Annotated in this window: 26 protein-coding genes; 15 read left to right on the plus strand and 11 right to left on the minus strand. The window is 58.3% G+C overall.

The window, feature by feature from the left end:
* The first annotated feature begins 10 nt into the window (after positions 1–10).
* The 3 genes from D1823_RS01350 to D1823_RS01360 all read left to right on the plus strand — a co-directional run bounded on the left by D1823_RS01350 (position 11) and on the right by D1823_RS01360 (position 2627).
* Entirely contained in the window at positions 11–1543 is a 1533-nt protein-coding gene (locus tag D1823_RS01350; RefSeq protein WP_117868271.1) for an acyl-CoA carboxylase subunit beta, read from the plus strand.
* A 210-nt stretch (positions 1544–1753) separates the two neighbouring features.
* Complete coding sequence (locus tag D1823_RS01355; protein WP_254683770.1) at positions 1754–2140, plus strand: DUF6497 family protein; 387 nt, start codon at positions 1754–1756, stop codon at positions 2138–2140.
* Positions 2141–2273: 133 nt separating this feature from the next.
* Positions 2274–2627: a hypothetical protein gene (locus D1823_RS01360; RefSeq protein WP_117868273.1), complete on the plus strand. Its 354-nt coding sequence runs from the start codon at positions 2274–2276 to the stop codon at positions 2625–2627.
* A gap of 86 nt (positions 2628–2713) precedes the next feature.
* Here D1823_RS01360 and D1823_RS01365 read toward each other — a convergent pair whose 3' ends face one another.
* Positions 2714–3865, minus strand: a complete 1152-nt coding sequence (locus D1823_RS01365; RefSeq protein WP_117868274.1) for a DcaP family trimeric outer membrane transporter — start codon at positions 3863–3865, stop codon at positions 2714–2716.
* A 650-nt stretch (positions 3866–4515) separates the two neighbouring features.
* On the opposite strand from D1823_RS01365, the gene D1823_RS01370 reads away from it, so the two are divergent.
* Complete coding sequence (locus D1823_RS01370; RefSeq protein WP_117868275.1) at positions 4516–4719, plus strand: hypothetical protein; 204 nt, start codon at positions 4516–4518, stop codon at positions 4717–4719.
* Positions 4720–4835: 116 nt separating this feature from the next.
* Positions 4836–6884, plus strand: coding sequence for an acetyl/propionyl/methylcrotonyl-CoA carboxylase subunit alpha (locus D1823_RS01375; RefSeq protein ID WP_117868276.1), 2049 nt, complete (start codon positions 4836–4838; stop codon positions 6882–6884).
* Between the two features lie 76 nt (positions 6885–6960).
* Here the strand turns inward: D1823_RS01375 and D1823_RS01380 are convergent, their stop codons facing one another.
* Complete coding sequence (locus D1823_RS01380; RefSeq protein WP_117872598.1) at positions 6961–7407, minus strand: DUF4174 domain-containing protein; 447 nt, start codon at positions 7405–7407, stop codon at positions 6961–6963.
* Between the two features lie 168 nt (positions 7408–7575).
* On the opposite strand from D1823_RS01380, the gene scpA reads away from it, so the two are divergent.
* The 6 genes from scpA to D1823_RS01410 all read left to right on the plus strand — a co-directional run bounded on the left by scpA (position 7576) and on the right by D1823_RS01410 (position 13040).
* Positions 7576–9702: a methylmalonyl-CoA mutase gene (gene scpA / locus D1823_RS01385; protein ID WP_117868277.1), complete on the plus strand. Its 2127-nt coding sequence runs from the start codon at positions 7576–7578 to the stop codon at positions 9700–9702.
* Between the two features lie 106 nt (positions 9703–9808).
* On the plus strand, positions 9809–10411 hold the full coding sequence (locus D1823_RS01390) for a VOC family protein (RefSeq protein WP_117868278.1): 603 nt from the start codon (positions 9809–9811) through the stop codon (positions 10409–10411).
* On the plus strand, positions 10408–10896 hold the full coding sequence (locus D1823_RS01395) for a GNAT family N-acetyltransferase (protein WP_117868279.1): 489 nt from the start codon (positions 10408–10410) through the stop codon (positions 10894–10896). The genes D1823_RS01390 and D1823_RS01395 overlap by 4 nt, the downstream gene beginning before the upstream one ends.
* Before the next feature lie 45 nt (positions 10897–10941).
* Entirely contained in the window at positions 10942–11622 is a 681-nt protein-coding gene (locus D1823_RS01400) for a molecular chaperone DjiA (RefSeq protein ID WP_117868280.1), read from the plus strand.
* 4 nt (positions 11623–11626) lie between these two features.
* Positions 11627–12628 (plus strand): endonuclease/exonuclease/phosphatase family protein, encoded by a 1002-nt coding sequence (locus D1823_RS01405; protein WP_117868281.1) that lies wholly within the window; start codon positions 11627–11629, stop codon positions 12626–12628.
* A gap of 37 nt (positions 12629–12665) precedes the next feature.
* Positions 12666–13040 (plus strand): hypothetical protein, encoded by a 375-nt coding sequence (locus D1823_RS01410; RefSeq protein ID WP_117868282.1) that lies wholly within the window; start codon positions 12666–12668, stop codon positions 13038–13040.
* Between the two features lie 12 nt (positions 13041–13052).
* On the opposite strand, the gene D1823_RS01415 is transcribed toward D1823_RS01410, so the two are convergent.
* From D1823_RS01415 to D1823_RS01435, 5 genes are all read right to left on the minus strand, one after another.
* Positions 13053–14597, minus strand: a complete 1545-nt coding sequence (locus tag D1823_RS01415) for a Ppx/GppA family phosphatase (RefSeq protein WP_117868283.1) — start codon at positions 14595–14597, stop codon at positions 13053–13055.
* 49 nt (positions 14598–14646) lie between these two features.
* Entirely contained in the window at positions 14647–15336 is a 690-nt protein-coding gene (locus tag D1823_RS01420) for a DnaA ATPase domain-containing protein (RefSeq protein WP_117868284.1), read from the minus strand.
* Positions 15337–16410, minus strand: coding sequence for an AI-2E family transporter (locus D1823_RS01425; RefSeq protein ID WP_117868285.1), 1074 nt, complete (start codon positions 16408–16410; stop codon positions 15337–15339).
* Positions 16411–16499: 89 nt separating this feature from the next.
* Entirely contained in the window at positions 16500–17474 is a 975-nt protein-coding gene (locus D1823_RS01430) for an isopenicillin N synthase family oxygenase (protein WP_117868286.1), read from the minus strand.
* Positions 17474–18838: an FAD-dependent oxidoreductase gene (locus tag D1823_RS01435; RefSeq protein ID WP_205511889.1), complete on the minus strand. Its 1365-nt coding sequence runs from the start codon at positions 18836–18838 to the stop codon at positions 17474–17476. Before D1823_RS01435 ends, D1823_RS01430 begins: the two co-directional genes overlap by 1 nt.
* Positions 18839–19006: 168 nt before the next feature.
* Between D1823_RS01435 and proS the strand changes: the two genes are divergently transcribed.
* A complete protein-coding gene (gene proS / locus D1823_RS01440) occupies positions 19007–20347 on the plus strand; it encodes a proline--tRNA ligase (RefSeq protein ID WP_117868287.1) in 1341 nt (446 codons plus the stop codon).
* A gap of 116 nt (positions 20348–20463) precedes the next feature.
* Here the strand turns inward: proS and D1823_RS01445 are convergent, their stop codons facing one another.
* Positions 20464–20823 (minus strand): hypothetical protein, encoded by a 360-nt coding sequence (locus D1823_RS01445; RefSeq protein ID WP_117868288.1) that lies wholly within the window; start codon positions 20821–20823, stop codon positions 20464–20466.
* A 355-nt stretch (positions 20824–21178) separates the two neighbouring features.
* Here D1823_RS01445 and D1823_RS01455 point away from each other — a divergent pair, with 355 nt between their 5' ends.
* Both D1823_RS01455 and D1823_RS01460 read left to right on the plus strand, forming a co-directional pair.
* The gene (locus tag D1823_RS01455; RefSeq protein WP_117868290.1) at positions 21179–22474 is read left to right on the plus strand and encodes a lipoprotein-releasing ABC transporter permease subunit; all 1296 of its coding nucleotides are present in this window, start codon (positions 21179–21181) and stop codon (positions 22472–22474) included.
* Positions 22467–23153, plus strand: a complete 687-nt coding sequence (locus tag D1823_RS01460) for an ABC transporter ATP-binding protein (protein WP_117868291.1) — start codon at positions 22467–22469, stop codon at positions 23151–23153. Before D1823_RS01455 ends, D1823_RS01460 begins: the two co-directional genes overlap by 8 nt.
* Here the strand turns inward: D1823_RS01460 and D1823_RS01465 are convergent.
* Positions 23137–23574 carry a DMT family transporter gene (locus D1823_RS01465; protein WP_117868292.1) on the minus strand — a complete coding sequence of 146 codons (438 nt, stop codon included), beginning with the start codon at positions 23572–23574 and terminating at the stop codon, positions 23137–23139. The genes D1823_RS01460 and D1823_RS01465 overlap by 17 nt on opposite strands.
* 97 nt (positions 23575–23671) lie before the next feature.
* On the opposite strand from D1823_RS01465, the gene D1823_RS01470 reads away from it, so the two are divergent.
* Positions 23672–24079 carry a cytochrome c gene (locus D1823_RS01470; RefSeq protein ID WP_205511892.1) on the plus strand — a complete coding sequence of 136 codons (408 nt, stop codon included), beginning with the start codon at positions 23672–23674 and terminating at the stop codon, positions 24077–24079.
* Here D1823_RS01470 and D1823_RS01475 read toward each other — a convergent pair.
* Positions 24076–24768 carry a hypothetical protein gene (locus tag D1823_RS01475; protein ID WP_117868293.1) on the minus strand — a complete coding sequence of 231 codons (693 nt, stop codon included), beginning with the start codon at positions 24766–24768 and terminating at the stop codon, positions 24076–24078. The genes D1823_RS01470 and D1823_RS01475 overlap by 4 nt on opposite strands.
* Before the next feature lie 42 nt (positions 24769–24810).
* A complete protein-coding gene (locus D1823_RS01480) occupies positions 24811–25473 on the minus strand; it encodes a DNA-3-methyladenine glycosylase I (protein WP_117868294.1) in 663 nt (220 codons plus the stop codon).
* Between the last annotated feature and the right edge of the window lie 221 nt (positions 25474–25694).

Raw genomic sequence — 25694 nt, forward strand, 5'->3', positions numbered from 1 at the left:
GATAATCGCCATGAAAGACATCCTTTCCGAGTTGGAAAACCGCCGCAACGACGCACGATTGGGTGGTGGGCAGAGGCGGATCGATGCCCAGCATGCGCGCGGAAAACTGACAGCGCGAGAGCGGATCGAGTTGCTGCTGGATGAGGGCAGCTTTGAAGAATTCGACATGTTCGTCAGCCATCGATGCACTGAATTCGGAATGGAAAATCAAAAGCCTGCCGGTGATGGCGTTGTCACGGGCTGGGGCACCATCAACGGGCGTATGGTCTATGTGTTCAGCCAGGACTTTACAGTCTTTGGTGGTTCGCTTTCCGAGACGCACGCCCAGAAGATCTGCAAGATTATGGATATGGCGGTCCAAAACGGTGCTCCGATTGTCGGAATCAACGACTCGGGCGGTGCGCGAATCCAGGAAGGCGTGGCATCTCTGGCGGGTTATGCCGAAGTGTTTCAGCGCAACATCACTGCGTCCGGCGTAGTACCACAGATCAGTGTGATCATGGGCCCATGCGCAGGAGGGGCGGTCTACAGCCCGGCGATGACTGACTTCATTTTTATGGTCAAAGACACCTCTTACATGTTCGTGACAGGCCCGGATGTGGTCAAAACCGTGACCAACGAAGTCGTCACAGCCGAGGAACTGGGCGGTGCCTCTACCCACACCAGGAAATCCTCGGTCGCCGATGCCGCGTTCGAAAACGATGTCGAGGCGCTGGCCGAAGTGCGTCGATTGGTTGATTTCCTGCCGCTCAATAACCGCGAGAAGCCCCCGGTCCGCCCGTTCTTTGATGACCCTCACCGGATCGAGGCTTCGCTGGACACCTTGGTTCCGGATAATCCCAATACGCCCTACGACATGAAGGAGCTCATCACCAAAATAGCGGATGAAGGTGATTTCTACGAAATCCAGGAAGATTTCGCCAAGAATATCATTACCGGCTTTATCCGGCTGGAAGGTCAGACCGTCGGCGTCGTGGCCAACCAACCGATGGTACTGGCGGGATGTCTGGATATCGACAGTTCGCGCAAGGCGGCGCGGTTCGTACGTTTCTGCGACTGCTTTGAAATCCCGATCCTGACTCTTGTCGATGTTCCGGGCTTCCTGCCAGGTACGCAGCAGGAATACAGCGGTGTGATCAAGCACGGAGCAAAGCTGCTTTATGCATATGGTGAGGCGACTGTGCCAAAGGTCACCGTGATCACGCGCAAGGCCTATGGCGGTGCCTATGTGGTTATGGCATCCAAACACCTGCGTGGTGATTTCAACTATGCCTGGCCGACCGCCGAAATCGCGGTGATGGGTGCCAGGGGTGCAACCGAGATCATCCACCGGGCGGATCTGCATGATGCAGAAAAGACCGCACAGCATGTCGCAGATTACGAAGATAGGTTTGCGAACCCATTTGTCGCCGCCGAGCGCGGGTTTGTCGACGAGGTGATCATGCCGCACTCGACCCGCCGACGTGTGTCCCGTGCCTTTGCCAGTTTGCGCGGCAAACAGCTTAAGAACCCTTGGAAAAAACACGACAATATTCCGCTTTGAACCATTCGGGGCGGCGTTGTTCGTCCCGGTTTGCTTGGCCCTGGCAACCCAATTCCAGGCAAAAAATGCTCAAATATGCGGCGGAATTGACAAAAAGCGACAAATGGTTGAATGATCCGACCCGTCAGACATAGAACCGCGCAGGCCAAAAGCACTGCGCGCGCGATCCCGGAAGGAGGAGCCTGCCTTCGGCGGGTCCGGGATCGTGCCATGTGTCTGGTGTTGTGCGCGCTCGGCACTTCCGTTTTTGCCCAGACAGATAGTTCATTGCCGGTGCCGTCCGGTCAGCCGGTTCAGCTGAGCGATGTCCTGCTGGACAACAACCCGGGTGAGCTTTGGGTGCGCTTTCGATTTGTCGCCCCGAAAATCGGAGCATCAGTGGGGCGAATTGGCTATGATGTAGCGTCGAAGGACATGGAGCATCTGTGCCAAATTCTTGCCGTTCCCTATGTGGCTCAGCACGAATTGCAGCCATCTAGAGTTGTCATTTCCCTGTCTGATCGCCCGGTGGAATTTGGTGACACCGCTCCGGACGCGACACAGTATTTTGAAGCCTACCGGCTGGAGCAGTCCCGGTGTATCTGGGAGGGGCTTTGACCATGTACTTACGCTGTCATGACTCCAAAGCATCTCAGACCAACGGTGCGGCTTTGGAGGTGCGCAACATGATCCCATCCCAGTTCGGGTTCGAACTATTATTGTCTGCGACAAACAGCTGTGGAGTGTCGCCATGCTAAAACATCGCGGGTTCCCCGGTCGTCTTTCGGGCACCGATTATCAGTTCACAATTCGGCGCGCCAATCCCAAAGGCGTTACACCGCTGACACGGCGGGAACGGTTCCGGGACCGGAAACCAGCGGACAAGCGCGCAGATATCGCGTTCATGGAAGCTTTGTGGGCCCATTTCGGCGATCAGCCGTTCGAGCGGGGCAATCTGGATGCGGGGCGTCTCAGCTGGTTGTTCGGGCGCGAAGTCATTCCGGCGGAAGACCCATTTGATCCCGCAAGTTATGACGCAATGCTGGTGATCGATGTGAACGCTGCACGTGCGTCTTTTCCGGACATAATCGACGGGACAGGCTGATTGTGATTCAAACCGCCGCATATCAGCCCTTTAAGACCGGTTTCGGGATTACCCTGCCCGAAGCCGGGCAGGATCCGTGCGCGGAATCAGAAGTTCAACTGAGCGGCGAGCTGAACGCGGCTTCCGTCAAAGGTTCTGCCGGTCGGCGCGTCGTTCCGTTCGCCATAGATGTACTCGGAGCTGAGTGTCAGATCCTCAGTTGCCTTGTAAAATGCGTTGACGTGGATTGTTTCCAGCTCGGTAAACGACAGGGTTCCGGTCGAAGTCGGCAGGTCATAGTCTTCTTTTCCGTATGCAATGCCAACATTCCATTTCGGGCTCAGATACTGCCGGAATTCGATGGTGTAGCCATCCACGTCGTTGGCCAGGCCATTCACGATGGGATCACCAAGGCCGATCAGGTACGGGCCGAGTGCCTCGCCGTTTACATAGTTGACCTGGAACAGGCCGCCCTGCCATGGGCGAACAGAGCCGGATATCGTGAACCCGGTTTGATCGACTTCGACATTGCCGGATTGCGCCTTGCCGTAGAGGCCGGACACACGCGCGACATACGTCCCGTCATTGTACTCGGCGGATGCGGTCAAAACCGGATCATCCGAATTCGAACCGCTGACATTCTCTTCGATCGAAACTGCGAAGGACGTGTTCGTTCCGAAAGAGTTGGTATAGCGAACCTGCGGAACCCGTGCGAAGGGAATGCCAACAGGGCCGTTGAACTCCACCGAGGTCGGGTAGGTATCCAGCGGCATGAAGTTGGTCCAGGTCTGACCGATCAGCCAGTTGTCACCGATGGTGATATTGGCGTGGCGTACACGCAGTTCGGCTGTTCCGCCCGAACCAAACAGATCAAGTTCCAATTGCCCGCCGATATCGCCGATGCCGCTTGGGGTGGTGGTGCGCAGGCCGATCCGCGATTGGCGGATGGTGGCACCAAATGTGCCATCGGTCGCAGCCGAGGGTTCCCCGATGACATTCACGAACGCCGTATCCCCCTGATCGAAATCGAAGTCGTAGAAGAAGTCGGCCTTCACGTAGCCATAAACATCCAGAACGGTGTTACCGATGCGGAAGTCTCCGTTGGCGGGGCTGCTCTTGCCAGATTCCAGCGCCTCGACCCGGGCGCGCAAGGCGTCAAGCTCGGCTTGGGTTTGGGCATCCTGAGCAAAGCCAAGCGTGCCGGTCACACTGAGAGCAGAGGCAGCAAGCAGGAGTGCTTTTTTTCTAGTCTTCGTCATGTGGGTGTTCCTTTGAGTGCGAGTGTGCACAAGGACCGTTTCACGAGGTGCGAATCTTGGGAAATCACGAGGATGGGAAGTGAAGACTTTGATTTTTCAAGCAAATGTGTGTTTTTCACGGCGCTGAAACACGACGTCTTGAGCCGCTTGGATAACTCATTGGCGCAAGGCGGTTCTGTATGTCCAACGCTGACAGAGGGTCGTGATGCTGCAACTGCGAAACGCGCTGACAGCAGCTTGATCTGTCACGAAACCGTGACGGCAAAGCAGCTTGAAATGCCCGAGCAGTATCGAACGGGTATCGGCGCGAAGTTGCGCGGCATTTCCCGGTGTGGGCAGATTCCAGCCGAAATCCCGATTGGAAACAATACTGTGTTTGCTGGCAATATTGTGCTGTGCAAACTGGATGAGCCGTGCGGCTCTACTTTGCCTGCGCCGCACATGCACCTACTATTCCGTACCCCTTCCTTGCGCGGGCAGGCTTGTGTTCCCCACATAGTCCTGTCCGCGTTTTTCTTTTTGCCTGTAACGGACAAAAAGAGGCAAAATCCCGCACAAAATTCGCCTGCGCGTCCATTGATATTGAATAACAATGCGTGTTTCGCGCATCTGACCCGAAAAGGACCAAGAAACCAAAAAGGGCAGATACTATGCGATTCTCACGCTTCATCCTTGTTGCGACGACCTGCGCGGGCCTGGCCGCCTGCGGAGACACCACGGGCGAACAGGCAATCCTCGGCGGAGGTGCCGGGGCAGTGGGGGCAGCGGTCCTCAGCGCGGACCCGTTGTTTGGCGCAGCAGTCGGTGCGGCGGGCAACGTGCTTTACTGCAAAACACAGAACACCTGTAACTAACGCATATTTTGCGGGGCGCGTGTCGTCCCGCCCGTCATCGCGTATCACGCCGTCGTGGGGATTGTTCTCTGCGGCGGCGTTTTGCGTTTCCAGAACACCAAGCCAAAGGACGTTCCATGTTCAATAAGATCCTGATCGCCAACCGGGGCGAGATCGCCTGCCGGGTTATCAAGACTGCCCGCAAGATGGGTATCGGCACCGTCGCCATTTTCTCCGACGCGGACAAAAACGCGCTGCATGTGTCGATGGCGGATGAAGCCATTCATATCGGCCCGCCACCTGCCAACCAGTCTTACATCGTGATCGACAAGGTCATGGATGCCATCCGCCAGAGCGGCGCGCAGGCGGTCCATCCGGGTTATGGCTTCCTGTCCGAAAACGCCAAGTTTGCCGAGGCGCTGGAAGCCGAAGGCGTGGCTTTTGTCGGTCCCCCGAAAGGTGCGATCGAGGCGATGGGCGACAAGATTACCTCGAAGAAAATCGCTCAGGAGGCAAACGTATCGACAGTTCCCGGATACATGGGGCTGATCGAAGACGCCGACGAGGCAGTCAAAATCTCGAACCAGATCGGCTATCCTGTCATGATCAAGGCCAGCGCCGGGGGCGGTGGCAAGGGTATGCGGATCGCGTGGAATGATGACGAAGCGCGCGAGGGCTTTCAGTCGTCAAAGAACGAAGCCGCAAGCTCGTTCGGGGATGACCGGATCTTCATCGAGAAATTTGTGACCCAACCGCGTCACATCGAAATTCAGGTTCTGTGCGACAGTCATGGAAACGGCATCTATCTGGGCGAGCGCGAATGCTCGATCCAGCGCCGGAACCAGAAAGTCGTGGAAGAGGCACCGTCGCCGTTTCTGGACGCAGCGACACGCAAGGCCATGGGGGAACAGGCCGTGTCTCTGGCCAAGGCCGTGGGCTATTCCAGCGCGGGCACAGTCGAGTTCATCGTTGACGGTGAAAAGAACTTCTACTTCCTTGAAATGAACACGCGCTTGCAGGTGGAACACCCTGTTACCGAATTGATCACCGGCGTTGATCTGGTCGAACAGATGATCCGCGTCGCAGCGGGTGAGAAGCTTTCAATCACGCAGGATGACGTGGCGCTGACCGGATGGGCGATCGAAAACCGCCTGTACGCCGAGGATCCGTATCGCGGCTTCTTGCCGTCGATTGGCCGTTTGACCCTGTACCGCCCGCCACAGGAGACGGCAGCCGGACCGATGCTGGTCAACGGCAAATGGCAAGGGGATGCGCCCGAAGGGGATGTTGCCGTTCGAAATGATACCGGCGTCTATGAAGGCGGTGAGATCAGCATGTATTACGACCCGATGATTGCCAAGCTGTGTACCTGGGCTCCGACCCGCGAGCAGGCGATCGAGGCGATGCGCGTGGCGCTGGACAGTTTCGAGGTTGAAGGCATTGGCCACAACCTGCCGTTCCTGTCCGCCGTGATGGATCATCCGAAATTCATCAGCGGCGATATGACCACGGCGTTCATTGGAGAAGAATACCCGGACGGGTTCGAAGGCGTGGAGCTTCCCGAGCCGGACCTGCGTCGGATTGCAGCGTCCTGCGCGGCGATGCATCGCGTTGCCGAAATTCGCCGGACCCGTGTGTCGGGCCGGATGGACAATCACGAACGCAAGGTCGGCACTGATTGGGTTGTCACCCTGGGGGGCGAGATCCAGTGGCCTGTCAAGGTGATGGCGGATCAGGATGGGGCCACGGTCAGGTTCGACAATGGTCAGGAAATGAGGGTGACGGGCGATTGGACCCCGGGCGATCAGCTGGCCACCATGATGGTCGACGGCGCGCCGCTGGTCATGAAAGTGGGCAAGGTCTCGGGTGGGTTCCGCATCCGTAACCGCGGCGCGGACCTCAAGGTGCAGATACGTACCCCGCGTCAGGCCGAACTGGCTCGTCTGATGCCCGAAAAACTGCCGCCCGACACCTCGAAAATGCTGCTTTGCCCGATGCCCGGCCTTGTCGTGAAGATCGACGTCGAAGTGGGGCAAGAGGTGCAGGAAGGTCAGGCGCTGTGCACAATTGAGGCGATGAAGATGGAAAACATCCTGCGCGCCGAGAAGAAGGGCACCGTTGCCAAGATCAATGCGGGCCCCGGCGACAGCCTCGCTGTGGACGAAGTGATCATCGAGTTCGAGTGATCATGATCGCGCGTTTGTCATACCAGTCAAAGCCTCCGGCATTCCGTGCCGGGGTCTTTCGGGGTGGCGAAAGCGTTCAGCCGCCTTCGCGGCGATCGCGGATTTCGCGTTCGCGCAGGGGGGTCTTGTCGATGGACCGGCCAATCTCGCGCACGCTCCACGGAGAAGGTTTGCGCAGTTTGACCACACCGTCCTTGTCGACGAATACCATCTGGAACCCACGCGGCCGCAATTGTGACCGGATCGGGGACCGCGCCGACGGATCGGTATCGGTCAGAACCACCACGTCGCGTTCACGCATGGCGGCCTCACCTTCGAGCAACATGTCGATCTGTTGTTGGAACCGCGGGTCCGCCGGCGTGTCGGCAAAGACCACGATCGGGCGGCTGACCCAGAGAAAATCGCTGAGTTCGCTGTCACCTACCGGGCGGACAAAGCTGTCATCCGTCGTCGCTGTGCCATCCGCCGCCCAGACGGACAGCGGGATTAGTGCCGAGAAAACAAAGGCAAGCGTGCGTATCATGTGGCCTCCTGTTCCTTCGAATATAGCCTCTGTGCCACCGATTGCGACCGACGATTTGTACCAAACACTCAAAATGTCGCGCTTGCGCCTGAATGAAACGGCCAAGTGCAAGACCTCAATGCGGAAGCTTTCGACTGCCGCCATCCGAATTGACGAGAGGAAACCGAAATGACCGACACGAAGGACTGGAAAGCGCTGGCCGAGAAAGAGCTGCGCGGACGTCCGTTGGACGACCTGACCAAAGAGACTCTGGAAGGCATCGCGGTCAAGCCGCTCTATACGCAGGAAGACACCGCCGCTTTGCCGCATATGGGCTCGCTGCCGGGCTTTGGTCCATTTACACGCGGCGTGAAGGCCACGATGTATGCGGGCCGTCCGTGGACGATCCGCCAATATGCGGGCTTTTCCACCGCCGAAGAATCCAACGCATTCTACCGTCGCAATCTTGCGGCCGGTCAGCAGGGGGTTTCGGTCGCGTTCGATCTGGCGACGCATCGCGGCTATGACAGCGACCATCCCCGGGTGGTTGGTGATGTTGGTAAGGCTGGCGTGGCCATCGACAGTGTCGAAGACATGAAGATCCTGTTCGACGGCATCCCGCTCGATAAGGTCTCGGTCTCGATGACCATGAACGGTGCGGTGATCCCGATTCTGGCGAATTTCATCGTTGCGGGTGAAGAACAGGGTCACGACAAATCTGTCCTGTCCGGCACCATTCAGAACGACATTCTGAAAGAGTTCATGGTGCGCAACACATATATCTATCCGCCCGAACCGTCGATGAAGATCATCTCGGACATCATTGAATACACCTCGAATGAAATGCCCAAGTTCAATTCGATCTCGATCTCGGGCTATCACATGCAAGAGGCCGGGGCGAACCTGGTTCAGGAGCTGGCCTATACGCTGGCCGATGGGCGCGAATACGTTCGGGCCGCGACCGAAGCAGGTATGGACGTCGACAAGTTTGCAGGTCGCCTTTCCTTCTTCTTTGCCATCGGCATGAACTTTTTCATGGAAATCGCCAAACTGCGTGCCGCACGCACGCTGTGGCACCGGGTCATGACCGAGTTCGGAGCAAAGTCCGAACGCTCAAAGATGCTGCGGACACACTGCCAGACTTCGGGTGTCAGCTTGCAGGAACAGGACCCCTACAACAACGTCATCCGTACCGCCTATGAGGCCATGAGTGCAGTACTGGGCGGCACACAGTCGCTTCACACCAACGCGCTGGACGAGGCGATTGCCCTGCCCACGGATTTCTCGGCCCGCATCGCAAGGAACACGCAACTGGTGCTTCAGGAAGAAACCGGTGTAACCGATGTGGTCGATCCGCTGGCCGGGTCCTACTATGTCGAAAGCCTGACCAATGAGTTGGTCGAAAAAGCCTGGGCCCTGATGGAAGAGGTCGAGGAAATGGGTGGTATGACCAAGGCCGTGGCCTCGGGTATGCCCAAGCTGCGGATCGAGGAAAGCGCGGCCCGCCGTCAGGCCATGATCGACCGGGGCGAAGAGGTCATCGTCGGGGTCAACAAGTACCGTAAGGAACAGGAAGACCCGATCGATATCCTGGACGTCGACAACGTGGCCGTACGCGAAGCTCAGGTCGCACGGCTGGAACGTATCCGTGCAACGCGGGACGAGGCCGCCTGTCAACAGGCACTGGACGCACTGACCACGACCACCCGCGAGGGAGGAAACCTGCTGGCCGCCGCCGTCGAGGCCGCCCGTGCCCGCGCATCCGTAGGAGAGATCAGCATGGCAATGGAGAAGGAATTCGGCCGCCACCGCGCCGAGGTGAAAACCCTGGCCGGCGTTTATGGCGCGGCCTATGAGGGTGACGAAGGCTTTGCCGCGATCCAGAAATCCATTGAGGAATTCGCCGAGGCCGAAGGCCGCCGCCCCCGTCTTCTGGTGGTCAAGATGGGGCAGGACGGACACGACCGGGGTGCCAAGGTCATCGCGACCGCTTTTGCCGATATCGGGTTTGACGTGGACGTGGGCCCCTTGTTCCAGACACCGGCTGAGGCTGCGCAGGACGCGGTCGACAATGACGTGCATGTGGTCGGCATTTCCTCGCAGGCGGCAGGGCACAAGACATTGGCCCCGCAACTGGTGGAAGAGCTGAAAAAGGCCAGGGCCGAGGACATCATCGTGATCTGCGGCGGGGTGATCCCGCAGCAGGACTACCAGTTCCTATACGATCATGGGGTCAAGGCCATCTTTGGTCCGGGCACCAACATTCCCGAGGCCGCTCAGGACATCCTGCGCCTGATCAGCGAAGCGCGCGGTTGACGAAGGTCAGGTTTTTCTTCGAAACCTCTTGTGATCGCGCCTCTTTGGCGAAAACATACGGCCAGATCCGCAAGGATCTGGCCGTAAAACTTGCAGGAGGTGGCGCATGTTACTGGATCATCTGGCCGTCGCGGGTGAAACGCTGGAAGACGCAACTGCCCATATCGAACAAGCGCTTGGCGTTGCGCTGCAACCCGGCGGCAAGCACGAGACGTTCGGGACATACAACAAGTTGCTGGGTCTCAGGGGCGGGCTCTATCTGGAAGCGATTGCGGTCGACCCGCAGGCGCAAACTCCGGGCAGAACGCGGTGGTTCGATCTGGACCGCTTTGAGGGCAGCCCGCGTCTGACCAACTGGATTTGCCGGGTCGAGGATATCGAAGCCTCGCTTTCGATGTTTCCAGATGGTGTCGGGAAACCGATCGACCTGACCCGGGGGGCGTTACGATGGCGCATGGCGGTTTCGCCAACCGGGCGCTTGCCGTTCGACAACCTGTTTCCCGCACTTATCGAATGGCAGGGCGACCTTCACCCGGTCGACATGCTGCAAGACAGCGCCTGTCGGCTGCGGCGTTTGGTTGTGTACCACCCGGATGCATTGACGCTGGCCAAACATCTGGGTGCATTGGATCATGTGGTGTTCGACACCGGCCCGGCCGCGCTCAGGGCGGAATTCGAGACTCCTCATGGGATTCGGGTGCTGGAATGATCATTCGCCCGGCCATGCGGGCGGATGCGCCCGCAATCGCCAGGATCACCAATGCGATCATTCGCGAGTCCTTGATCACGTTCACGACCGATGAGCGCAGCACGACGCAAATCACCGAGGACATCTCGGCGCGGGGCACCGGATTTCTGGTCGCCGAACATGATGGGCAAGTTGTTGGTTTTGCTACCTATGCCCAGTTTCGTGCGGGTCCCGGATACGCGCAGACGCGCGAACACTCGATCCAGCTGTCACCGGACGCGCGCGGAAAGGGCGTTGGGCGTGCTTTGATGCAAGCGCTGGAGGAGGCCGCACGAACCGACGGGCTGCATGTGTTGGTTGCAGGCATCTCCTCGGCCAATCCGGGCGCTGTGGCGTTCCACGCGGCGCTGGGCTTTTTGCAGGTTGGTCGAATGCCCGAAGTAGGGTTCAAATGGGGTCAACGGCTGGATCTTGTGCTGATGCAGAAAATTCTTTCGCCTGAGTGATCTGTCGCACCTGACAGTCCCGGATTGTGACGCTAGTGTATGCCCATGTCGATCTGGACCCGCATATCCGAAGCGCTCAGTGCGCTGGCCCAAGGCGAAAGCCTGACCGCAGTTTTTGAAAAACTGCGTTCGCCCCCGGAACGTTCGGTGGCGTTCACGATTGCAGTGATTGCGCTGGGCGCAAAAATGGCCAAGGCAGACGGTCAGGTGACACGAGACGAGGTTACGGCCTTCCGCGATGTGTTTCAGATCGCGCGTGAAGACGAAGAAGGTGCCGCGCGGGTCTTCAACATGGCCCGCACGGATGTGGCGGGGTATCAGGACTATGCCCGCAAGATCGCCCGGATGTTTGCCGAAGACAGCACCACGCTTTGCGACCTGATGGAAGGGCTGTTTCACATCGCCATGGCCGATGGGTTCTACCACCCAAATGAGAACGCGTTTTTGGAAGAAGTGAGCAAGATCTTCGGGCAGACCGACGCTCAATTCAAAGCATTGCGGGCGCGATTTGTGCCGGATGCTCCAAAAGATCCTTACACGGTTCTGGGTGTGCCGCAGGACATGCTATTGCCCGATATCCGCAAAGTCTGGCGACAACTGGTCCGCGAAACGCACCCGGACGCCATGATAGCGCGCGGTGTCCCGGAAGAGGCGATCAGACTGGCCGAGAAAAAGATGATCGATATCAACCGCGCCTGGGATGAGATCAACGGGGCGCGGGCCTGACAGGATGCGGCTGGCGACCTATAATATCGAATGGTTCGCAAATCTTTTTGATCAAAAAGACAGTCTGATTGTCGATGACACCTGGTCCGGTCGGCATGACGTCACCAAGGCGCAGCAGGTCGAGGCGATTGCCAAAGTGCTGACCGCGATTGATGCAGACGCGGTATTGATCGTCGAGGCTCCGAACACCGGTAAACGCCAGAATACGGTGCGGGCCCTGCAAACCTTTGCCGAGGCGTTTGATCTGCGCACCTCTGACGCGGTGATGGGGTTTGCCAACGACACGCATCAGGAGCTGGCGCTGCTTTACGACAGGACCGTTCTTACCGCGCGCCATGATCCCAGGGGTGACATCGACGACCCGTTGGCCCCCCGGTTCGATAGCGAGTTCAGGATCGATCTGGATATAGATGCGACCGAGGATGTTGTGCGGTTTTCCAAACCACCGATGGAATTGGCGGCGACCACGCAATCGGGCCGCGAGGTCCGGCTGATCGGCGCTCATTTGAAATCCAAGGCTCCGCATGGGGCTGAGTCGCGGGATGAGGCGATCCGTATCTCGATTGCCAACCGCCGCAAGCAACTGGCGCAGGCGGTCTGGCTGGCCAGGCGGGTCGAGTTGCACGTTGCAAACCAAGAACCTGTCATTTTGCTGGGAGACCTGAACGACGGTCCCGGGCTGGATGAGTTCGAACATCTGTTCGGCCGGTCTTCGGTCGAGATTTTGCTGCAAGCGGGGTTGTTCGACCCGCACGCGGTGACTGCTCATGGATTTCGGCCCGGATCGATACCCTCCACGGCCCGCTTTGCCCGCCCGAAAGAAGGCAGGTTTCTCGAGGCTCTTCTGGATTACATAATGATTACCCAGGATCTGCGTGCATACCGTCCGGCCTGGCGTATTTGGCATCCGTTTCGCGACGCGGTCTGCTGGTCCGCACCGGACCTGCGACAGGCGCTGTTGACGGCGTCGGATCATTTCCCGGTCACGCTGGACATCGGCCTGTGACCTTTCACGCCTGCGGCAGGGGGACTATATATCAGGTATGAAACACGTTTTGCTGATCAGCATGATCACGGCTGGCATTGCCGCACCCGCCATGTCGCAGGAGGAAAACAGCAAATCCCTGATGGAGCAGGGGGCTGAACTGTTTTTTGAAGGTCTGCGCAAGGAAATGGAACCGGCGCTGGATGAGCTGCTGGGCCTCGCGGATGAGTTTGGCCCGGCGATGCAGTCGTTCTTGCGGGAAATGGGCCCGGCACTGGCCGAGCTGGGGGCTGAGATCAAGGACTGGAGCGCTTATGAAGCGCCCGAGATCTTGCCTAATGGCGACATCATCATCCGAAGGAAGCAGGCCGAGGAACCGCCAGAGCCTGAAGACGAGAGTGAAGAGTTGCCCGAAGGGGCAACTGATATCTGATCGGATCGATGGTCAGCCCCTGATGATCACGCGCGTATCGGATTTCAGGGCGTTTGCCAGAGAATTCAGGCGCGCTTCGGCAACTTCGCTGAACAGGGGGGCCGCTGCTTCGGGCAGATACAGCTCCAACTCGCGCTTTTTGGGGTAGAATTTCAGGCGCCCCATATTGGCGTCATTATGCATCCACAGCATCGCGCCAAAGCGCATCGCCTTGCCCAAGATCTCGGCCTCTTTCTGGCCTCTTTCGTCCAGCAGATCATACAAGGGTGCAAACCGGTTGCCCTCGCGTTTGTTGCGATACCGGTGCTGCAAGGCCAGCCCGATAAAGACACGTTCGGAATGCTTCAAACCACCCAGATTGGCGCGGGTGACGTTGTCGAAACAGACTTCGGCCCGGTAGTCGGGATGAGCACGCCAGCTGACATCGTGCAGCAGGCACGCAGCCTTGATCAGTCGAACGCTGCTGGGGGGGGCAGATTTGAACAGCGGCATCACGAAATCGTAGAGGTTGCGACCAAATCCGGGCAGGCGGGCATCCTTGGATTCGGAAAAAAGGCTTGCTTCGATCAACGGGTCGCGGTCGCGTAATTCCTGCGACATCTGTTCATACAGCAATCCTTCACGGATACCGTAGCTGGAAATGGCGATATCCTTTGGTTTGAACGTTCGGATCAGCCGGGCCAGAACATCCATCGCGTAGGGGATGAGCGACATGCGCGAGCTGGATACACCGGCCTGGCTGCGCAGCTTTTCATGATCGTTCTTTTCAATGAACTTGATCGTTTCGCGGACCTGTTTTGTCGTCATGCGGTATTCATGCAGAACGATCAGCGGATAGCCTCGCCGCAGCATGTCCAGCCGGGCAAATGCCCGCCAGCTGCCGCCAACCAGAAACAGACGATCCCGCTGCGGACCCATCTCATCGCGCAGCTTTTCCATCGTGCTTTTGATATGGGCCTTGCGTGCACGCCGTCCGCCCTTGATATCTCGCAGTTTCAGTGGCCCGAGCGCCGAGGTCAGGCGGCGGCCCACCTGACCGTCCCCGATCTCGGCCAGCTCCATCGAAGATCCGCCGATGTCGCAGATCAGGCCATAGGCGCCGGGCCATCCCAGCAACACACCCTGAGCTGAAAAACGGGCTTCTTCTTCTCCGGTGATGACTTCCACGTGCAGCCCGGTTTCCGCCTTCACCTGATTGCAGAAATCCGGTCCGTCCTTGGCCTCGCGTACAGCTGCCGTGGCCACGACATGCAGACCCGGCAATTCCAGATCCACCGCCAGATTCTGAAACCGTCGCAGCGCCGCCAGCGCACGTTCGCGTCCACGCGGATTCAGTCGACCGGTCTCGGACAGGCCCGCGCCCAATTCGCACATGACCTTTTCATTGTAGAAATAGGCCGGCGATCGGGCCGCACCGTCAAAGATGACCATTCGGACCGAGTTGGATCCGACATCGACAACTCCGACACGCGACAATGCCCGGGTTCCAGGCTCGTCGAACAGTGGCTTTCCGAAAGGCCCCCAATCAGGGATGTCGGTTGCAGCGGTCTGATCCATGTGTCTTCCAGATAATGCTGTGTGAGGATGCGAAATTGGCGGGTGCGGGTCAATCACCCGTCTCGATCTCATCCGGGCTCATGTTCAGGACCCGCACGGCCAGGGAACGGGTGATGTCGCGCTTTTCCATGAGGGCCAATTGATCCAGCTGCGCAACCACGTCGGCCGCAGTTTCAAATCGCCGATCCATGTGTTTGACCAGATAGGCGATTACTTCGGGGCCGGGGTTCAGCTGCCGATCTACGAACAGTTTGGCCAGAACCGCACCCAGCAACGCATCGTCGGGCGGATCCAGCGCCACGTGATGGGCGCCTTCGACCCGGCTTTGCAGGTCGGCCAGTGGCAATTCCCAGAATTTCGGGGCCAGCCGACCAGTCATCAGCAGGGCGTTCCCTTCGGCCAGAACCAGATTGTGCAGATGAAAAAGCGTTTTTTGCTGGTCGGTATCGTCGGCGATCATGGGCACGTCTTCGACGGCAATTGGCCTGCGTGCCAGATCCGGGACGTCGTCATACCGCAGGTCAGCGGCCTGAATGATGCGTCCGCCGGTTTCCGCGGCCCAGACATGCGCCAGATGGGTTTTTCCTGCGCCAGCCGGGCCAGTCAGAACGAGCTTGTTTCCCGGCCAGGATGTGGCCGAGATCATCGCCACGGCCAAAGCATTGGCTGGCGACACAAAGAAATCTTCTCGCCCGAGCGCAGTCTTGGCGGGCAGATCAAAGCTGAGTTGTCGGGCCATTTACTCGGTTTCCTGATCCTGACCTTCAAGACCGGTATAAAGTCGGCTGTCCAGGTACAGCGATGTGGCAAATCGGGTCAGCACGCCCAATGCTGCGGCCACGGGCACGGCGATCAGCATGCCGACAAACCCGAACAAAGCCCCAAAGACAGACAGGGCCAGCAGCAGCCAGACCGGGTGCAGCCCGACAGAGCTGCCCACCAGCTTGGGTGTCAGGAAATTTCCCTCGGTGACCTGTCCGATGGCAAAGATGCCCGCGATCAGCCCGATATGAGCCCAATCACCCCAGAACTGAAACAGCGCCAGCCCGATGGCCAATGAGCCTCCGATCAGGGCGCCCAGATAAGGGATGAACGTGACCAATCCCGCAATGAAACCCACAATCAGGCCAAATTGCAGACCGGCAAGCATCAGGGCAACCGCATAATAGGTGCCAAGGATAAGGCAGACCGTTCCCATCCCGCGCACGAAAGAGGCCAGCACGGCGTCAATCTCACCGGCCAGCCGCCTGATGGTGGGGGCATGGTCACGCGGCAGGAGCTCTCCAATGCGGGCGATCATGCGATCCCAGTCCAGCAGCAAGTAAACAGCCACGACGGGTACGATCACCAGAAGGACAACAATATTTATCGCAGACCCAAGTGAAGCAATAACCGTTTCCAGAACATCCCCTGTCTTGGATTTCAGTGTTTCGCCGAAGGACAAAAGCATCTGATGCGTGTTCGACTCCCGATCCAGTAAGGACGGGAACTGTTTTTCAATGAACCCGCGCAATTGCTTGAACAGATCGGGCAGAACGTCGATCAGATCCAGCAGCTGGGTGATAAGAGCAGGTACCACCATCAAAATTGCAAGTACAAATCCCAAAACACCTACGACGGTGATAATTGCCGTGGCGGCCATACGCGACAGGCCCAGCCGCTCCAGCCGATCCGCAACGGGATCAAGGAAGTATGCAATTGCTCCGCCAATGACGAAGGGCAGCAGGACATCCCCCAAGGCCCAGAGGATCAACACAAAGACCGCAGCGGCGACGCTCCAGTATCTCAGCTGATCCTTTACCGGCAAAGCCATGGCGATCCCCTTGTTCAGGCCCTTGCCGGTGTTCTTGGCGTATCAAAGCCCATGATGCAAGCGCTTCATTGGGAAGGGCTTTGCCGGCTTCAATCGTGCAACGTCCCCAGTTCCGGGGTGCCTTCTTCCGCGGTTTCATCGGGCCAGTTGGTGCGCCAGATTTCCGCCGACCAGTGACCACAATGAACTGCCGGACGGTCGAAGCCGGGCAGGGCGGGCAACAATGGTTCAACAATGACGTCATGGCGGGGTACGGCGAAATAGGGGAACGAGTACCGCTCTTTGCCCGATCTGTTCACCACCCGATGTGGCGTGGATTTCAACCGCCCGCCTGACCACAGCTCCAGCATGTCGCCGATATTAACCACAAAGCCGCCAAGTGGGCAGTCCGGTGAAATCCACTTGCCGCTGCGGGTCTGCACCTCGAGCCCGCCCACCGGGTCAGGCGCGATGATGGTCAGTGCGTCCGTATCCTTGTGCGGATGGATGCCATAGCCCGCTTCATCCGCAGCCTGCGGGGGATAGTGTAGCAGTGTCATATTGGTCATCGGGTTTCGGAACGCGTCGCGCAAAATGCCAGAGGTCAAGCCCAGGCCGGATTCCAATGCGCCCAGCAACAGATCAGTGACACGGTCCAATTGACTCCAATAACTCAGGATGACCTCTTTGGCCTCGGGGACTTCAGCGGGCCACAGGTTCGGGCCGTACAGGGCACACTCAGCGCGCACGGGATCGGTGGCGGCAACCTCGTGGTGCAGTTTGTAACCCTCGTATTTGTCGGCTTTCCCGGATCCATCGTTGGGTGTGAAAAAACCCATCGGGATAAAACCGCGATAATTCTCGCGCGTGATGGCCTGATCCCATTTGCGGGAGTCTGTGATGGCAAAGATCTCTCGTGTGGTCTGACGGACGTGATCCACACATTGCTGAGACACATCTGTCCCGGTGATGGACAGAAACCCGATCCCCGCGCAGGCTTCAATAATGCTCTGTACCGTCGCATCAAAGGCTGCGGTGCCATGATCGTACAGCGGCGAGATGTCTATTGTCGGAATGTTGTCCATCAGTGAATCCTGACCCCCTGACGCTCTAGTTCCGTGTGTACAGGTGCCAGATTCAATTGGTCCAGTTCCTGATTGCCCTTCAGCGACATCGCGGCTGCAACGCCCGCGCCCTGACCCATGACTGCGCAGCAGGCCATGTTTCGCGTGGCAGCATGGGCCACCCGGTCGGCACCGTGTGACCGTCCCGCAACCAACAGGCCTTTGATGCCCCTGGGCAGCATCGAGCGGTACGGGACCTGCATATACCGCCCCGTGGTCGGCAGGATCAGGATGCCATACCCGTCGATGAATTCGGGGTAGATGCCGATCGTGTCCTCGAACCGGCCCTGATGACGGGCGTCGTTTTCGGTCACGTTGTAAATCGCATCGATCTTGCGGGTGTCACGAATACCGATGGTCATCCCGAAATTCCGCAGCCGCGCGTTCTCGCAACCGGGCATAAACCGGCGCAAAGCTTCGATAGCCATCATCGATTGGCGGCGCCCTTCGATTTCACCGCGCGTCAGGCTGTCGGGGTCGGTACCATCGATCTCGGCCAGGTGGATGAGGTTCATGTAGGTGAGTTCGCCTGTGTCATGCATCGCGCCCCAGGTGCCGGCGATGGTGTTCAGATTCGGCGGGATCAGACCTTCATCAATCGCCTGCTGGAAGGGCTTGTGCACGAAGGGTGAGAACATGTCGTCCTCTTTCCCGCTGGTTTCGATATTCCACTCACCGCCGCCGCCCCAGTCCTTGTAGGTCTGCGGGTCTGCTTTGACGCCCTCGATAAAGGCACGTTTGTCGACGCCCGCCAGGTGGAACATGACAGACGCGGCCATCATGTCTTCCCGTGGCGTTTTATGCGTCGGAGCCCCCGCGCGATGGGCCACATCGGCGTCGCCGGTGGCATCGATTACCACCTTGGCCAGTATCGCCTCACGCCCGGCCTTGGATTCGGTGATGATGCCGATGATCCGGTCACCTTCCATGATGGGGGCGACGAATTGCCGGTGCAGCATTGGGTAAACACCCGCCTCTTCGACCAGCTTGTCCGCCACCAGCTTGAACCCCTCACTGTCGAGTTCATAGCTGAGCGACTGGCTTTCGGGCACCGCCGCGCCCATCTCTTTGGCGCGGGTTTCAAATTCCATCCCGATGCCGCCTGCCTCGACGGTTTGCTCGTGTCGGTACCACGCGAACCCTTCGACGCCGACGGCGGTGATGTTGCCGCCCATGCACCCGAACCGGTCAACCAGCGAGACGTCCACACCGGTCCGCGCTGCGGCCAGTGCTGCGGCCAAACCGGCAGGACCGGACCCGACGACCAGCACGTCTGTAGAGTGGATAACGGGAATGCTGCGGGCGGGTTCCTGAATGGTCTGCATCAAGGCCTCATGGGTTTTGAGTTTGCGCCACAATTGGAGTTCCTGATTGGAGGGTCAATCAAAAAACCGACTGATGCGAAGTCGCAAAAACACCAATGCCCGATTGCCCCCGGCGGTGGTTTGACATAATCACCTTTGAAGTCGAAATTTACCTTTGAAGGTTAACCCATGCGCCTCAGCCGTTACTTTCTGCCCGTTCTCAAGGAAAACCCTTCCGAGGCCCAGATCGTCAGCCATCGGCTGATGCTGCGTGCCGGGATGATCAAGCAGGCCTCTGCCGGGATATATTCCTGGCTGCCGCTGGGTTTCAAAGTGCTGCGCAAGTTGGAAAACATCGTCCACGAAGAACAGGCGCGGGCCGGTCACATCGCGATTCAGATGCCCATCATCCAGTCGGCGGATCTGTGGCGTGAATCCGGGCGGTATGATGATTATGGTCAGGAGATGCTGCGGATGAAGGACCGACATGACCGTGACATGCTGTTCACACCCACAGCCGAAGAATTGGTAACTGATATCTTCCGTGGCCACGTGAACAGCTACAAAGACCTGCCGCTGACGCTCTATCAGATTCAGTGGAAGTTCCGTGACGAAATCCGCCCGCGTTTCGGCGTGATGCGGGGCCGTGAGTTCTATATGAAGGACGGATATAACTTCGACCTCACGAAAGAAGACGCGCTGCACGCCTATAACCGCCATCTTGTCAGCTATCTGCGCACCTATGAGCGCATGGGCCTTCAGGCGATCCCGATGCGCGCAGATTCCGGACCCATCGGCGGCGATGATACGCATGAGTTCCTCGTGCTGGCCGATACCGGTGAATCCGAGGTCTTCTATGACAGCGCCGTCACCGACCTGACCTTTGGTGATCGTGAGATTGACTATGACAGCCACGAGCAGTGTCAGGCCATTCTGGAAGAGTTCACCTCGAAATACGCGCGCACGGATGAAACGCATGACGAGGCGCTGTTCAATCAGATCCCCGAAGAACGCCGCCGCGTGGCGCGTGGTATCGAAGTTGGGCAGATCTTCTACTTCGGCACGAAGTATTCCGAGCCGCTTGGCGCGACTGTGCAGGGCCCTGATGGAAAACCGGTTCCGGTGCATATGGGCAGCCACGGGATAGGCGTCAGTCGTCTGGTCGGCGCGATCATCGAGGCCAGCCATGACGACAAAGGCATCATATGGCCCGAGGGTGTGACCCCGTACCATTGTGGCATCGTGAATCTGAAGCAGGGTGATGAAGAAGCTGACGCCGCCTGCGACAAAATCTATAACGCTCTGACGGCCTTGGGGCTGGAACCGCTCTATGATGATCGCAACGAACGGGCAGGGGGCAAGTTTGCGACCATGGATCTGATTGGTCTGCCGTGGCGGATCACGGTCGGTCCGCGTGGTCTGAAGAATGGTGTTGTTGAACTGACCTGCCGCCGGACCGGCGAAAGCGAGGAACTGAGCCCCGAGGTCGCCGTTACCAAAGTTGCTGAAATCTACGAGCAGATTGCCTGAGCACAGGCATCCGTACCTGCTCTGATTGTCACGTTAAACTGACCTGATCCATGAAGGCGGCCATGATATTGCTCTGGCCGCCACTCGCGGCCTGTCCAGGACACCCGGTTCAGACTTCAGCTTTGGTCTGCGGTCGGACGCTTTGCCAGGATGTCCCCATTGGCCCCGTCGCCCCGTGCCACCACGATCGGTCGGCCCAGTCGACTGACCAGTTCGCGAAACTCAAGGCCCAGAAACTGCAACCCGCAAACCCGCGCGTCCGTGGTTCGATCCGTTAAACACAGACGACCTTGCCGGAAAACCAGACGGTACCCTTTGTCTTTCAGAATATCCGTCAGATTGCCCCAGCTTGCCGCGCTGGCAAAGATTGGCCGAATGGCCGCTCGCAGCAGCGCCGCTGTCTCGCAATCCAGTTCTGTCGATGCTTGGCGGGGCGGAATAACCCCCGCACCGTTGGTTGAAATTTGAAAATTCATTGAGCGACCCCCGCTCCTTAAATGTGTTCCCCCGTAGACAGGGTGACAAAGTTTCTGAAAATAATCAAAAAGAGTAATAAAATTTCGCGCCCATTGTTGCCTTTTCGATTCAGGAGCTCACAAAGCGCGATGATTAACTTCATACATGAAACAATATCGGTTTGTCTGTGATGCGCTTCACAACTCATGGTGTAACGCCAGCTTCCGAAGTCATCCGTTTGGCTCAATCGTTCCAGTTGCACACCGAGTTGATTCGGCTCATTCAGGCTGAGGAGTCGGGTCAGAGGGACAACCGGCTTGACCATCGGGTGAAATGCCGAAACTGTCCCCGCGAACAAGAACACCCGGAGCAGGTATGGCCAAGACCCCCCCGCCCTTTGCCTCTTTTGAATGGAAAATAGCCTGGCGTTATCTGCGGGCCCGCAGGGCCGAAGGCGGCGTCAGTGTGATGACCTGGATTTCCCTGATCGGGATCACACTGGCTGTGTTTGCCCTGATCGCGACACTGGCGGTCCGGTCCGGATTCCGTTCGGAATTTGTCGGCACCATTCTGGGCGCCAACGCGCATGTGACGGTCTACTCGTCAGGCGAGATCGATGCCCAGGGGCGGGTGGATCGCACAATCGCCGACTATGAGGAACGCGCGGCCCGTATCGCACAAGTGCCCAGTGTTCAACGCGCGGCTCCTTTGGTGAAGGGGCAGGTGCTGATCACCAACCGCGACCGCAGCAGCGGCGTTGAAGTGTTTGGCATCCGCCCCGACGATCTGCTCGATCTGCCGGGTATTGCCCAGGCAGAGCAGGCTGTGGGGGACTTGTCAGAATTTCAGACGGGTGAGGATGTCATTGCAATTGGGTCAGGCGTGGCGCGCAGCATAGGCGCCACCGTGGGGGACGTCGTCAAGTTGACCTCGCCCAACGGGGTAAAAACCGCCTTCGGTACTTCGCCCCGCGTGAATGCCTTTCGCGTTGTCTATGTGTTCTCGGCCGGACGCTATGACATCGATCGCACGCGTGTCTACATGCCGTTTTCGCAGGCACAGGGCTTTTTCAATCGCGAAGGTGTGGCGGATGAGATCGAAGTGATGGTGGAAAAACCCGAAGAACTGGGCCCGATTCTGATTTCCATCCTCGAGGCATCGGGCGAGCGCAGCCAGATCTGGACCTGGCAGGATGCATCCGGTGGGTTCCTGCGGGCATTGGAAGTCGAGGATAACGTAATGTTCATCATCCTCTCGATCCTCGTTCTGATCGCCGCGATGAATATCGTCTCGGGCCTGATCATGCTAGTCAAGAACAAGGGCCGCGATATCGGCATCCTGCGCACCATCGGCCTAAGCGAAGGATCGATTCTGCGTGTCTTTTTCATCTGCGGCGCTTTTACCGGCCTGATCGGAACGGCTTTGGGGGTCATCCTTGGGTGCCTCTTCGCGATCTATATCGATCCGATCTTTTCGTTCGTGAATTACGTGATGGGCGGCGGCGTCTGGGATCCGTCGATCCGGGGCATCTATGCTTTACCCGCAGAGCTGCACCTGAACGATGTGCTCAAGGCCATCGGTCTGTCGCTTGGCCTGTCCTTTGTCGTCACCTATTTTCCTGCCCGTCGAGCGGCGCGGCTGAACCCGGTCGAGGCGTTGCGCTATGAATGATGTCACATTGCGTCTGAAGGGTCTGACCAAGACCTATCTGAAAGGCAAGCCGGGCGAAGTGCAGGTCTTGCGCGGAGTTGATCTGGATCTGCGCGCGGGTGAGGCCGTAGCGATGGTTGCGCCCTCAGGGGCAGGTAAATCAACGCTTCTGCATATCGCTGGCCTGCTGGACATGCCCGACGAAGGAACCGTCGAAATCGGCGGGCGGAATGTGTCGAGCAAAGGCGACCGGATCAGAACCGCACTGCGTCGGCAGGATGTCGGGTTCGTATATCAATTCCACCACTTGCTGCCGGAATTCACGGCATTGGAGAACATCACTCTGCCGCAACTGGCCAATGGTGTGTCGGACAAGGCCGCACAGGCCCGAGCGCTGGACCTGCTGGACCGTGTCGGCGTAGCCGCACGCGCCAGCCACCGCCCCGCGGCGCTCTCTGGTGGGGAGCAACAACGGGTGGCGTTTTGCCGGGCATTGGCCAATGCGCCCCGTATTTTGTTTGCGGATGAACCGACGGGCAATCTGGACCCCGAAACCTCGGATCAGGTCTTTGATACATTGATGAAGCTGGTACGGGACGAAGGGTTGTCGGCGTTGATAGCTACCCACAACCTTGACCTGGCGGCGCGCATGGACCGGATGGTTCGGCTTGAGGGCGGGGTCCTCAGGCCAGTTGAGTGATCGCGACGCCAATGGCCATGACAGCGATCCCGCCCATCCGCATGAAAGTAAGCGGCTCGACCTGTGCGCCGAACAGGCCGAAATGGTCGATGGCCGCGGCGCTGATCAATTGCCCGAGCAGCACAAAGAATACAGCGTTGCCCACGCCAAAATGTGGTGCGACATGGGTGATCGACAGGACATAGAAAGCAATCAGGACACCTGCAAGCAACAGGTGTTTCGGCGCCTGGGCAACCTTGGACAAGGCCGCAAATCCGGGAAACAGCGCCATGATCAACGCCGAGGCGATGAAGGCAATGGCAAACAGCACAACAGCAGCCGTCGTTGGCGACCCGATGACTTTGCCCAGCGCCGCGTTAAGCGCGGCCAGGATCGGAATTCCAAATCCGGCGGCCAGCATGATGGCGGCGTATTGTGTCATTGCCCGAACCCTCTGCAGCATTTTCGTTGATCTGGATCATTGCGCCAAGACGCCCATCGGGCAACCCTGCAAATGTCAATCTTGGCAGGAGGATACGATGTTCAAGGCAACAATCGGAGTACTGGTTCTTGGGGTTTCGGCTGCTGCCTCGCAGGCCGCTTGGGCACAAGACGCTAAGACCGGAGAAGAACTTTATTTGCACCATTGCGCGACCTGCCATGGGATCGATGCAATGGGGCAGGGTCCGATGGCAGCCGTGTTGGTGGTTCAACCGAGCGATCTGACCACTTTGTCCAACGAAGAAGGCGTGTTCCCGACGGCCCGCGTTGTCGCCCGCATTGATGGTCGGGACCCATTGGTCAGTCATGGTAGCCCGATGCCGGTTTATGGCCCTTATTTTGATGGGCAGGACACATCCATGAAAACGCCGCAAGGTCAGCCTATTCTGACGAGCCAGCCCATCGTGGATCTGGTGGCCTATCTGGAAACACTGCAGCAGAACTAGGTTCCGCTGCAAATTCCGTCGATCTCGGCCTCGCTCCAGGGAAGTAAGATTGCGCGCTCACGCCCTTTTTGCGGAAGCGGTGACAGATCAAAATGCGCGCTCAGCATCGCGTGCAGCCGTTTGGTTCGGGTGGCCTGAGGGTCCAGCGCACGGCAGCAAACGTATTCCTCGACAATGGCGCCCTGCTGTTCAAACCCGTAGGACAGGAAGTCCGGCGACGTTTCGAGGTCGAATAGATACGGATCGCTGCGCCCACCATGTTCCGCCGCAGCACGCAGCGGGTGGTAACCGGTGGTCCGGCGGTTTTGCCACTGCCAGACATGCGTCAGTTCATGGGCCAGCAACATCGCGGCCACTAGGTTCATCTGATCCGGAAAATCAGACATGTAGTCTTCCAGATACCAGTCGCGCGCAAAGTAAACCTTGTTGAACAGGGCCACGGCTGCTGGCCTGCCTGTCACAGGCCCGGGTTCCACCGGAGGAAGGATACGCTCGCGGCAGGCCAGACGTGGGCGCTCCTCGCGGAAATACGTCACATTGGCAACCGGCGCACCTTGGACCAATCGCACGCTGTCAAGATTAAGGGTTTCGCCCTGAATGGCATCCGCAAAATCACGCTCTTGCTTTGTCAATTGACGACCGCAGGAGGGCAGCAACAAAAGAGCACACAGGAATACGCGCAGAACCATGAGGTGAATCCTAGTCCGCTGCTTGCGATCCGCAAACCGTTTTCACAGGCTCATGGCCAAAACCCGGCTGATTTCCGTCAAAGACCGGCTGGATTGATCCATCCATGAATTAAAGGCCCATTGCACCGCCGCCATGGCTTTATTCGACGTGGCGGGCTTGTCGATCACGCCTTCGGCGATCAGACGGGCGGTGACGTCCCGAGACAGAATGAAACTGTCGCGCCCTGCGAAACGCATCGCATACTGCGCCGAAGCTCCGCCAAGACGAGACCCGCGTTTGGCCAGCATGGCAAGAAGGTTGATATAGTCATCAGAGGGCCAGCCGCCCAGAACCTTGCCCGCGCCGCCTTCTTCGCGCAGTTCCAAAAGGAACGCCGCGTTGTCCCGCACTGCTGCGATCTTGGTTCCATTGCGGACAATGCGTGTGTCTTGCAGTAAGGCATCAAACTTTTCATCATCCATGAACGCGCACCGACCCACATCGAAACCGTCAAAGGCGGCTTCGAACCCATCCCATTTGTTTTCGATGACCTTCCAGTTGAAACCGGCCTGAAAGACGCATTTCGTGATGATCGATAGCCACCGGTCCTCGGGCATTGCCGCCAGTTCTTCGTGGCTTTTGGGCTTGTTCAGCTGTGCTTCAAAGGCTTCGGCCCCACCGTGGCGAGAGGCGGCAATATCATAGATCTCTTTAAATGAACGCATAGACCCAACCTCAAAGCTGTCATGTAAAGAGTGTTTTGTTTTGCCTTCCTTTTGCAATGGGAATTTTGAGTGTTTGAAACTCACCCGTCAGGGCTAAAAACTCGGGCTCAACAAGAAAAAAGATTTATTACCGTCAAAGAAATCCTCGACAAACGGGCTTAAAACGGTTTGTGATTGACTCGTCAGTCAACATTCCGTGCCCAGGGCTAGGGATCCGGGGC

The sequence above is a fragment of the Ruegeria sp. AD91A genome (assembly GCF_003443535.1).
Taxonomy (GTDB): domain Bacteria; phylum Pseudomonadota; class Alphaproteobacteria; order Rhodobacterales; family Rhodobacteraceae; genus Ruegeria.

Excerpts from the sequence above, each read along its gene's own strand:
- D1823_RS01350 (WP_117868271.1), top strand. The coding sequence starts at position 11 with ATGAAAGACATCCTTTCCGAGTTGGAAAACCGCCGCAACGACGCACGA.
- D1823_RS01355 (WP_254683770.1), top strand. The coding sequence starts at position 1,754 with ATGTGTCTGGTGTTGTGCGCGCTCGGCACTTCCGTTTTTGCCCAGACA.
- D1823_RS01360 (WP_117868273.1), top strand. The coding sequence starts at position 2,274 with ATGCTAAAACATCGCGGGTTCCCCGGTCGTCTTTCGGGCACCGATTAT.
- D1823_RS01365 (WP_117868274.1), bottom strand. The coding sequence starts at position 3,865 with ATGACGAAGACTAGAAAAAAAGCACTCCTGCTTGCTGCCTCTGCTCTC.
- D1823_RS01370 (WP_117868275.1), top strand. The coding sequence starts at position 4,516 with ATGCGATTCTCACGCTTCATCCTTGTTGCGACGACCTGCGCGGGCCTG.
- D1823_RS01375 (WP_117868276.1), top strand. The coding sequence starts at position 4,836 with ATGTTCAATAAGATCCTGATCGCCAACCGGGGCGAGATCGCCTGCCGG.
- D1823_RS01380 (WP_117872598.1), bottom strand. The coding sequence starts at position 7,407 with ATGATACGCACGCTTGCCTTTGTTTTCTCGGCACTAATCCCGCTGTCC.
- scpA (WP_117868277.1), top strand. The coding sequence starts at position 7,576 with ATGACCGACACGAAGGACTGGAAAGCGCTGGCCGAGAAAGAGCTGCGC.
- D1823_RS01390 (WP_117868278.1), top strand. The coding sequence starts at position 9,809 with ATGTTACTGGATCATCTGGCCGTCGCGGGTGAAACGCTGGAAGACGCA.
- D1823_RS01395 (WP_117868279.1), top strand. The coding sequence starts at position 10,408 with ATGATCATTCGCCCGGCCATGCGGGCGGATGCGCCCGCAATCGCCAGG.
- D1823_RS01400 (WP_117868280.1), top strand. The coding sequence starts at position 10,942 with ATGTCGATCTGGACCCGCATATCCGAAGCGCTCAGTGCGCTGGCCCAA.
- D1823_RS01405 (WP_117868281.1), top strand. The coding sequence starts at position 11,627 with ATGCGGCTGGCGACCTATAATATCGAATGGTTCGCAAATCTTTTTGAT.
- D1823_RS01410 (WP_117868282.1), top strand. The coding sequence starts at position 12,666 with ATGAAACACGTTTTGCTGATCAGCATGATCACGGCTGGCATTGCCGCA.
- D1823_RS01415 (WP_117868283.1), bottom strand. The coding sequence starts at position 14,597 with ATGGATCAGACCGCTGCAACCGACATCCCTGATTGGGGGCCTTTCGGA.
- D1823_RS01420 (WP_117868284.1), bottom strand. The coding sequence starts at position 15,336 with ATGGCCCGACAACTCAGCTTTGATCTGCCCGCCAAGACTGCGCTCGGG.
- D1823_RS01425 (WP_117868285.1), bottom strand. The coding sequence starts at position 16,410 with ATGGCTTTGCCGGTAAAGGATCAGCTGAGATACTGGAGCGTCGCCGCT.
- D1823_RS01430 (WP_117868286.1), bottom strand. The coding sequence starts at position 17,474 with ATGGACAACATTCCGACAATAGACATCTCGCCGCTGTACGATCATGGC.
- D1823_RS01435 (WP_205511889.1), bottom strand. The coding sequence starts at position 18,838 with ATGCAGACCATTCAGGAACCCGCCCGCAGCATTCCCGTTATCCACTCT.
- proS (WP_117868287.1), top strand. The coding sequence starts at position 19,007 with ATGCGCCTCAGCCGTTACTTTCTGCCCGTTCTCAAGGAAAACCCTTCC.
- D1823_RS01445 (WP_117868288.1), bottom strand. The coding sequence starts at position 20,823 with ATGAATTTTCAAATTTCAACCAACGGTGCGGGGGTTATTCCGCCCCGC.
- D1823_RS01455 (WP_117868290.1), top strand. The coding sequence starts at position 21,179 with ATGGCCAAGACCCCCCCGCCCTTTGCCTCTTTTGAATGGAAAATAGCC.
- D1823_RS01460 (WP_117868291.1), top strand. The coding sequence starts at position 22,467 with ATGAATGATGTCACATTGCGTCTGAAGGGTCTGACCAAGACCTATCTG.
- D1823_RS01465 (WP_117868292.1), bottom strand. The coding sequence starts at position 23,574 with ATGACACAATACGCCGCCATCATGCTGGCCGCCGGATTTGGAATTCCG.
- D1823_RS01470 (WP_205511892.1), top strand. The coding sequence starts at position 23,672 with ATGTTCAAGGCAACAATCGGAGTACTGGTTCTTGGGGTTTCGGCTGCT.
- D1823_RS01475 (WP_117868293.1), bottom strand. The coding sequence starts at position 24,768 with ATGGTTCTGCGCGTATTCCTGTGTGCTCTTTTGTTGCTGCCCTCCTGC.
- D1823_RS01480 (WP_117868294.1), bottom strand. The coding sequence starts at position 25,473 with ATGCGTTCATTTAAAGAGATCTATGATATTGCCGCCTCTCGCCACGGT.